Here is a 9,598-nt window from a genome sequence, read left to right on the forward strand (position 1 = left end):
CGACTAAGGAAAAACTCCGGATTTAGATTTGCGTTAAATTGCTGCTATTTCAAAAATAAAATTTAAAATAATTCACAACTGCTATTGGGAAGGAATCTTTTCTTACAAAAGCCACGGCGCATTCCCTAAATGACACTTTAAAAGCATTCGTCAAATCCTTTTCACTGCCTGTAACACAGAAAATTTTACTTTATGTAAAAGGCACACTTTTACTTAAATAAAATTTGGCAGATCACTCGTAAGCAAACGCTCCTGAATACGGCCGATGATGGAAAGGGCATTGCAGTTCTGGAAAATGTGGGCATCGAAACCGTTTTCTTCGAGTTCTTCTTTCATGTTTTCCGGGGGAGCAGCTAAAATAAGGGCCGGGCGGTGCTTGTGGTTTTTAAGGGCTGCCACAAAACTTTTCGAAAAATGGGTATAGTCGCTATCGGAACTGGAAAACACAAGAACTTTGCAATCGGTAAATAATAATTTTTCCAGGGCAGCTTTTACCGAATCGAAGTGCAGCATTTCGGTCTGAAAATCGCCGCAGTCGAAAAATTCTTTGGCAAAGGCGGCGTGAATATGCTCCTGAATATCCTGGCCAATAATAGCAATAATAGCTTTGGGCCGCGCTTGTTTTTTCTGGAAATGCAGCATGGCCGCCAGACGCATCACCTCAAAAGGATAACTGGCCCGGGTAGCATCGAAAGAAGGGCTTTGCAGCAGCGCTTCGATGTCGAAGGGCATCTTCTCGAGCTTATTCGCAAATTTATTGGTGCCCACCAGTACTTCTTTGCCCGAAGCAATATTTCTGAATTTTTCTTCGGCAGTGGTATTAATTTGTCCTTGAATAAAACCGGACTGAAGGGCTTGCGCGTAACCCCCTTGCTGTGCAACAGCTTGGAATAAAATCCAGGCTTTTTCGGCTAGTTCGCGGGTCAGGGTTCCGAGATAATAAGAGCCGGCAGCCGGATCAATGGCCTGGTGCAGATAAGCTTCGTGCTGCAGAATCAGCGGAATATTACGGGCGATACGCTCAGCAAAAGGATTGTCCTGGTTAAAAGCCGAGTCGAAAGGTGCCACCGAAACCGAATCGCAACCGCCAATAATAGCCGACATGGCTTCGGTAGTAGTTCGTAATATATTGGTGTGCGGGTCGAAGGTAGTGGCTGACCAACTGGTGGTTTGGGCGTGGAGCCGCAGGTAAGCCGCAAACTCCGGTTCCGGCGCTATTGCTTTTACAATGCCCGCCCACAACCACCGCAGGGCCCGCAATTTAGCTATTTCAAAAAAATAATTGGTGCCGGTGCTCACCAGAAACTGCATGTTCCGGAGCACGGTTGTAAGCGCAATTCCCCTTTTGGTTAGTTCCTCGGTATAATTAACGGCCGCACTTAAAGTAAAGGCTATTTCCTGCACCATGCTGGCCCCGCGGTTTCCGAAGATAGCGCCGTTAACCGTTACGCCGTAAAAATCCACGGCATCTTTGGTCAGTTCTACTATTTCCTCCAGTTGATTAAATTCCAGCGACCAGGTTTCGGGTGCCAACGGCTGCGATTGGTTTAAAAAACCTTTAAGGCCGTGCAGCGAAAGACCTTTTTTTTTCAGGTGTTCGAAGTATTCTTTTAAAAAATTAGCCGGCTGGGTATTAGTGGAAAAGCAAAAAGTATTTTTTAAAATATCCAGGTGGGTAATGGCATATTCAAAATCAAAATGATGGCCGCTTTGGAGTTTAAAATGAATACCGTTGGCCCCACCTGCCAGGGCGAGCACCGCTTTATCAACGGCGGATCGGCTATCCTGGGTAACCACAAATTCCTGCAGATTTTGCCAATGATTGGTATCTGTTTTATGGCCGCGGATATAAGGGAATTTGCCCGGCAAAGTTTCTGATTGCGGTATGGCTGCCAGGTCTTCGGTGGTATAAAAGGGCTTAACCGTTATGCCTTCGTCGGTAATCCAGTTGAGCGTCGCGGGATCGATTCCTTTTAAATCTTTCTCTGTTTTTTCGGCCCAGGCTGCAGCCGAAACAGCCGGGAAGTCGCTTAAAAGAGAAGGCCAGATATTTTTTTGCTCCATGCGTTTTGGTACTGGTTACGGTAAAGGTAAACGTTTTGGGCCTACTTTAGTTAATCAATCAATCCTATCGTAATATTTCAGGCTTAAACAGCAGCAATCAGCACGTTACCGGCAAAGAAAGGCAGGATAATACAATTAGACTGTGCAGTATTTCTGATTCGAGCAGCATTTGGCGCTATTGGCGTTATCATTGCCCATTCTGAAATTTCTGCCAGACTGCTTACTGGTGACAACACACTGCCAGGGAGCGGTTCCATTCAATTTATAAAATACCTAACTGCTACTAATATTAAGAAATAGGAAAAGGGAACAATGCTTATTTTTTCTGCTTTTGCAGATCCTGCACCTGTCTCATTAAGCTTTCGGTTAACACCCGCAAATCCTCTACGTTTTCCTCTATTACGTCTACTTTATTAAACAAATCTTCGTTCCGGTTAGGCATGTAGTTAGATAGGTACCATTTCACGCGCCAGATTTCTAAAATATCGTCGTAGGGTAGGGAATAAGGTTTGTGGGCCCGGTTATCGGAGCGACACCGGATAAAGCCTTTCTTTAAGCGGTTTTTAATACGTTTTACCTGTACGCCCCGGTCGTTGCTAACTACCACATGCACATCAAAGTCCTTTAAGTCCAGCCAGTTTTCCCGCTGAATCTGCTCGCATAAAAGCCAGTCTCCGTCGTAAAAAGTGGTTTCCATGCTGTCGCCTTTTACCTGCAACCAAAAATGGAGACCGCCTTTGGCCATGTAAGCCGGCAAGGTGGTATGGGCCAGTTCGTTGTAATATTGCTGCGAAGTATAGCCGGAGAGGTAGTTGGCGGCAGCTTTCTGATCGATCATCGGGATGACAATGCCGTTTTCGTTATCCTGGTTGATGTGAATAATCTGGTTGGACCTAACCAAGGCCGTGGTCGGTTGTTTGGGCGAGGAATCGGACCGGAACATTTCGCCCCGACCGGTCAGTAGCCATTCAATATTTATCCTATCATTTGCAAGAATTATTTTCTCCAGGTAATCAGAACCAGGTTTACTCCCGCGGGTGGTATACATACGGGTAGTACCATCGCTTACCCCAATATATTTACTAAAGCTGAGCACATTCATACCCAACGCATCAATTAATTTTAGCAGCCTCTCTTTCAATTGCTTAAAGAATTATTTAGGTAATTGCACGAATTTTTATTGCAATTGATAGCCTTTTAATGGTAATTGCACGTATATATACGTGATAATACAATGATACGGAAAATGTATAAGAAAGAAAAACAGCTTAGTAGGGTAGTAACTTCATCTGTATTTATTTCCGGAGCCTAATTTCAGGTAGCGATTTAAACCAGGCGCCAGCAGTTAGCAGCAACCGGCTTAACAGATGGGAGCAAGAACCTACCAGGCACAACAGCCCAACAAAAAATAATTTTATCACTTAAAAGTAAAGCTAAAACAATGAAACAATTTAGAGAAAACCCCTGGACCACCGGTGCTGCTCTTTTTATTTTACTGGTGATAGGTATAGATGTGATCTGGCGGGGCATCCATACCGAACATAGCATATTTGCGGCTTTGGCCGTAGGTTTGTTAAAATCGGCAAGCAGTAAAAAACAGGAGACTGAATGAATATTTTTTACGAGCAATCAAACAGTTGAGTGTATGCCTGAAGCCGGCCGGATAATATGCCGGTCGGCTTTAAACAAAAGGTATTCGTCCGTTTAAAGAAGTTTTTCGTAGGTGATGCCATGACGACTCCTAATTTATATATTGGCACCTCTGGCTGGAGCTATCGCTGGAAAGGCTTATTTTATCCGGAAGAACTCAAATCGGCCGAATATTTATCGTTTTACGCCGGGCATTTTAATTGCACCGAAGTTAACAGTAGCTTTTACCATTTTACCATGGCCAAAACCATCGAAAAGTGGTTGGCCGAAACTCCGCCTACTTTTAAATTCTGCGCCAAGCTAAACCAGGAAATAACCCACAAGCGCAAGTTTGAAGACATTGACGAGCCACTCGATAAGTTTATGAGCCGGTATTTATTAATGGGCGAGCGGTTGGGGCCGCTGTTGATTCAGATTGCCAGTAGCTTCCGGTTTGAGCGGCCTGTAGCCGAAGGTTTTTACCGGACCCTGCGGGAGAAATATCCGGATACAAAATTTGCGCTGGAAACCAGGCATAAATCCTGGCAAACCGAAGAGGCCCTGGATTTACTTCGCGATTACGATATTACCTATGTAATTGCCAGTGCCGGCAAGCGCTGGCCTTACCTCGAAACCACCACCAATGAAACGGTATACCTGCGACTGCACGGCGATGAGCGCTTGTATTCTTCACTTTATACTGATGAACAGCTGGAACGGTATGCTTTTATGATTAACGATTGGCTGCTGGATGGGAAGGAAGTTTGGGTTTTTTTTAATAATACCATGTTCGGCAGCGCCATCCAAAATGCGAAAACTTTGCAGGAATTGATGCAAAATATGTAGGTTTTACCACATCTTCTCCAAATCTTTGGCGTTGTAGGTGTGATTGCGGACGGTAAAATAAGAACCGGAAGGGTTCTTCTTCAGTTGCAGCGGGTCTTTGTTTTTAAGCCGGTATACAAAAGCGATGGGGCAGATAACCAGGAAGAAAAGAAGCGTGAGCAGCAAAATACTGCCGATGAAACCTAAAGCTAAAGTAAGTTTAAGCCAGGTCCAGGTTATTAGTGTAAGCACATGTTCCGACAAAATGCACAAAGCACCCATTATTTGCGCGGCCAATAAAAAACCTTCGTGTTTAAACAGGACATGAAATACCAGCAGGCCTACTACCAGTACCAACACGGTTTCCAGCTTCTTTTCACGCGCTATCGGAATATTATTCATGCAAGGTCTTTTACTCCAAATCTGACGAACCGGTTTTCTGGTTAGGGTTTGTTAATCTGGTTTTTCGGGCCAGGGTGGTTGCTGGGCTTTCGTGAACAGATAGTCCCCAATCACCAGGTAATCCATTGGGGTGCGCATAAAACAAGCATAGGCCTCCGCGGGCGTACCTACCATTGGTTCGTTAGGCCCTCTAAAACTGGTGTTTACCAGCAAGCCATAGCCGGTTAGCTTTTTGAAAGCCTGTAAAAGTTGCCGAAACAGCGGGTTTGTTTCGGGGTGCACGGTTTGGATGCAGGCCGAAAAATTAGCGTGGGTAATAACGGGGAAAATAGAGTACTGCCCATTTAATTTTTCGGCTAAGGACAGTAGGTGGAATTTTTTGGGTAAAGGGCGGCGCAGCGTAGGTTTAAGAGTTTGCGTTAGCAGCCTGTACGGCGATGGCGCGGTTAAATGAAAATATTGCGACGCATCTTCGGCCAAAACGGCTACGGCAAATGGCCGGAAGCTTTCGCGGAATTTAATATTTAGGTTTAGTTTCTTCTGCATGTCGGGGTTACGCGGATCGGCCAGCATGCTCCGGTTACCTAAAGCCTGCAAACCAAACTCCATCCGCCCCTGAAACCACCCAATAATATTCCCGGCAGCCAGTAAAGCGGCGGTGCGGGTAGTTAAATCATCTTCGTTTAATATATCGGCTACGGCACCGTATTTTCTAATCATTTCGGCTACCGTCCAGGCCGGGAAAGCCGGGCCAAGGTATGCGCCCTGCAGGGCATCCATTCCGGGGGTAATTATTCGTTCCTGGTTAAAAAACAGGTAGTGTGCAGCCAAAGCAGCGCCAATTGCTCCCCCCGCATCGCTGGCGGCCGGCTGAATAAAAATATGCCGGAACAAACTGCTGTTTTGCAATTTGCCATTCGCAGCACTATTCATAGCTACACCGCCAGCCAGGCATAAATCGGTAGCTCCTGTTAGTTTCTTCACTTCCCGGGCTAGTTTCAGCATTATTTCTTCAGTTACCGTTTGAATAGCCAAAGCCAGGTCGCAGTGTTTTTGCTCCAGTTCGGCGGCAGGCAGCCGGCGCGGGAAGCCAAACAGATTTTGCCATTTCGCATCCGGTAGTATTTTCCGGCCGGTAGCATAACTGAAATATTTCTGATTAAGCCAGATGGAGCCGTCTTCCTGCGCCTGTACCAGCGTTCTTTTAATCAGCCGGATATAATTTTTGGTATTTTCGGCCTGCGGGTTACCGTAAGCCGCCAAATTCATTACCCCTGCTTCGCCGGCATTTACTTTAAAACCCAGGTAATCGGTAATGGCTGCATACAGCAGACCCACCGAATGCGGAAAGTGCAATTCCTGGAGTACCGTAATTTCTTTGCCCCGCCCGTGCGCCAGTGAAGTTGTGGCCCATTCGCCCACACTGTCTACGGTCAGGATAGCGGCTTCGGCCAAGCCGGACGGGTAAAAAGCGCCGGCCGCTTGGGAAAGATGTTGCTCCGGGAACAATATTTTTACCTTACGGGCAGCTTCCGGATCTATTTTGCTTAATTCTTTTCGTAATAATTTCTGCAGAAATAATTTTTCTTTTAACCACCCGGGCATACCCCTGAGAAATGATTGCCAACCAAAAGGCGCAAATGTATAATAGGTTTTCAGCAGGCGCTCTAATTTGCGGTATGGCTTATTGTAAAAAGCCACCGCCTCTATGTCTTTCAGTTGCAGGTTCGCTTCGTTCAGGCAATATTTTAAGGCATTTACCGGAAAACCGGAATCGTGCTGGCGCCGGGTAAACCGCTCTTCCTGGGCCGCGGCAATAATTTGCCCTTGCTGTAGTAGCGCCGCTGCCGAATCGTGGTGAAAAGCCGATATTCCTATTATATTCATGGTTATGTTAATCGCGCAAGATAAACTGTTTTGCCTAAAGTAGCAGAATACCTTTGCCAGCCGGTAAACGGGCTCCGGAAGAAGTTTAATAATAAGAATTTAATCCCGGACAGCCGTATTGCGAATCTATTCCAGCGGAAATATTATAAGGGCGTTGCTTAGATTTGCCTCTATTTTCGGTAGTTTTAACCATTATTCCGGAGCTTTGCCCGGGCGCAGTAAGGCTGTCCCGGCATATTTAAAGGTTTCTGTATTTAATTAACCTAGCATAAAATAGTAAATGAAGCGGATTTTTTTCATCGTATGTTTTTTTGGTTGGATGAGCGCCCAGGCGCAACTGGTAGAAAAAGTAACCGATCCGGTAGAGTGGGTTAACCCGCTGGTCGGCACCGATTCAAAACACAGTTTATCTAATGGTAATACGTATCCGGCCATTGCATTGCCCTGGGGCATGAATTTCTGGGTGCCGCAAACCGGCAAAATGGGTGATGGCTGGATTTATACTTACAGCGCCGATAAAATCCGGGGCTTTAAACAAACGCACCAGCCCAGCCCCTGGATGAACGACTACGGCCAGTTTTCCATAATGCCCCTGACAGGCAAAGTGCGGTTTAAAGAAGATGAGCGGGCCAGTTGGTTTTCGCATAAATCTGAAATTGTTAAGCCCTATTATTACAGCGTTTACCTCGCCGACCATAATATTACCACCGAAATAGCGCCCACCGAACGGGCTGCCCGTTTCCGGTTTACTTTCCCGCAAACCGACAGTGCCTTTGTGGTGGTAGATGCTTTTGATAAAGGTTCTTACGTAAAAATTATTCCGGCAGAAAATAAAATTATTGGCTATACCACCAAAAACAGCGGCGGCGTGCCAGATAATTTCAAGAACTACTTCGTGCTTATTTTTGATAAGCCTTTTACCTATAACGCTACCTGGCACAACACCTCCTTACAAAATAACCTGGAGGCAAAAGAAAACCACGCTGGCGCCATTATTGGTTTCAAGACCAAGCGCGGCGAAAGAGTAAACGTACGGGTGGCTTCTTCTTTTATCAGTCCCGAACAGGCCGAACTAAACCTGAAAGAAATTGGCAACGACGATTTTGAAACGGTGAAAAACAAAGGCAAAGCGGCCTGGAACAAAGAATTAAGCCGGGTTTCGGCTGAAGGTGGTACTGTAGACCAGATGCGTACTTTCTACTCTTGTTTATACCGTTCGTTATTATTCCCGCGTAAGTTTTACGAGATAGATGCCAACGGCAAAGTAATGCATTACAGCCCGTATAACGGCGAGGTGCGGCCGGGTTATATGTTCACCGACACTGGTTTCTGGGATACTTTCCGGGCTTTGTTTCCTTTCCTGAACCTGATGTATCCCAGTTTAAATGCCCAGATTCAGGAAGGTTTAGCCAACGCGTACAAAGAAGGTGGCTGGCTGCCCGAGTGGGCTAGTCCGGGCTTGCGCAACGTCATGATTGGTTCTAATTCAGCTTCGATTGTGGCGGATGCTTACCTCAAAGGTGTACGCGGACAAGATATTAAAACTTTGTACGAAGCGGTGCTGAAGAACACCCAGAACGAAGGTCCGCTAACCGCCGTGGGCCGGGCTGGTGTAAAATATTACAATGAGCTGGGCTATGTGCCTTACGATGTAAAAATTAACGAAAATGCCGCCCGTACGTTGGAATATGCCTACGCCGATTTTGCTATTTACCAGTTAGCCAAAGCCCTTAACCGGCCTAAAAAAGAAATAAACCTGTTTGCCAAGCGCAGCCAGAACTACCGCAACCTGTTCGACCCCGAAACCGGCCTGATGCGCGGCAAAAACCAGAACGGCAAATTTCAGGCGCCGTTTAACCCGTTTAAATGGGGCGATGCGTTTACCGAAGGCAATAGCTGGCATTATACCTGGTCGGTTTTTCACGATGTGCAGGGCCTGATTAACCTGATGGGCGGTAAAAAACAGTTTGTAGCCAAGCTCGATACCGTATTTGCGCTGCCGCCTATTTACGACGAAAGTTATTACCGGGCAGTTATTCACGAGATACGCGAGATGCAAATTGCCAACATGGGCCAGTACGCCCACGGTAACCAGCCTATTCAGCACATGATTTATTTGTACAACTACGCCGGCGCGCCCTGGAAAGCCCAATATTGGGTGCGCGAAACCATGAACCGCATGTACACGCCCAATCCGGATGGCTACATCGGCGACGAGGATAACGGACAAACCTCCGCCTGGTACGTTTTCTCGGCCATGGGCTTTTACCCGGTTTGTCCCGCCACCGACCAGTATGTAATGGGAGCGCCCTTATTTAAGAAAATTAGCCTGCATCTGGAAAATGGTAAAAAAATAGAAATTAATGCCCCGGCTAACAATCCTGAAAACAAATATATTAATAACCTAACCCTGAATGGTAAGCCATACACCAAAAACTGGCTAAGCCACGCAGAATTAATTAAAGGAGCGGTGTTGAACTTCGATATGACGGCAACTCCCAATACCCAACGGGGTACCAAAACCGAAGATTTTCCTTATTCTTTTTCGAAAGCAACCCGGAAATAATTATTGTAAAGAAATCGTGTGGAGTAGGAGGTATTATTCGCTCAACATTATTAAGAATATTCTTGTTATAAAGCAATATGAACAACCCGAATGGAGTAATTGAACACCGGTTCAGTAAGCTCTTTTAGTATTAGTTGCAGAAAATAGCGCCGGCATAATTGCTGGCGCTTTTTTTTTAGCTTTTAATAATCTGGTTTATTCTCAAAAATTGTTTTTCTACCTAGT

7 protein-coding genes are annotated in these 9,598 nt (G+C 45.9%); 3 read left to right on the forward strand and 4 right to left on the reverse strand.

The window, feature by feature from the left end; translation table 11 throughout:
* Window positions 1-213: 213 nt before the first annotated feature.
* Entirely contained in the window at window positions 214-2,064 is a 1,851-nt protein-coding gene (locus AAE02nite_RS20680; protein ID WP_146902480.1) for a methylmalonyl-CoA mutase family protein, read from the reverse strand.
* A 316-nt stretch (window positions 2,065-2,380) separates the two neighbouring features.
* A complete protein-coding gene (locus AAE02nite_RS20685; protein ID WP_146902482.1) occupies window positions 2,381-3,205 on the reverse strand; it encodes a LexA family transcriptional regulator in 825 nt (274 codons plus the stop codon).
* Window positions 3,206-3,505: 300 nt separating this feature from the next.
* On the opposite strand from AAE02nite_RS20685, the gene AAE02nite_RS26400 reads away from it, so the two are divergent.
* Window positions 3,506-3,676: a hypothetical protein gene (locus tag AAE02nite_RS26400; RefSeq protein WP_170252656.1), complete on the forward strand. Its 171-nt coding sequence runs from the start codon at window positions 3,506-3,508 to the stop codon at window positions 3,674-3,676.
* 56 nt (window positions 3,677-3,732) lie between these two features.
* Window positions 3,733-4,539, forward strand: a complete 807-nt coding sequence (locus AAE02nite_RS20690; protein WP_146902485.1) for a DUF72 domain-containing protein — start codon at window positions 3,733-3,735, stop codon at window positions 4,537-4,539.
* A gap of 3 nt (window positions 4,540-4,542) precedes the next feature.
* Here the strand turns inward: AAE02nite_RS20690 and AAE02nite_RS20695 are convergent, their stop codons facing one another.
* Window positions 4,543-4,920, reverse strand: coding sequence for an SxtJ family membrane protein (locus tag AAE02nite_RS20695; RefSeq protein ID WP_146902488.1), 378 nt, complete (start codon window positions 4,918-4,920; stop codon window positions 4,543-4,545).
* Window positions 4,921-4,971: 51 nt separating this feature from the next.
* A complete protein-coding gene (locus AAE02nite_RS20700; RefSeq protein ID WP_146902490.1) occupies window positions 4,972-6,807 on the reverse strand; it encodes a carbamoyltransferase family protein in 1,836 nt (611 codons plus the stop codon).
* Between the two features lie 280 nt (window positions 6,808-7,087).
* Between AAE02nite_RS20700 and AAE02nite_RS20705 the strand changes: the two genes are divergently transcribed.
* Window positions 7,088-9,373, forward strand: coding sequence for a GH92 family glycosyl hydrolase (locus AAE02nite_RS20705; protein ID WP_146902493.1), 2,286 nt, complete (start codon window positions 7,088-7,090; stop codon window positions 9,371-9,373).
* Window positions 9,374-9,598: the final 225 nt, after the last annotated feature.

The organism is Adhaeribacter aerolatus (assembly GCF_007991635.1).
GTDB lineage: Bacteria > Bacteroidota > Bacteroidia > Cytophagales > Hymenobacteraceae > Adhaeribacter > Adhaeribacter aerolatus.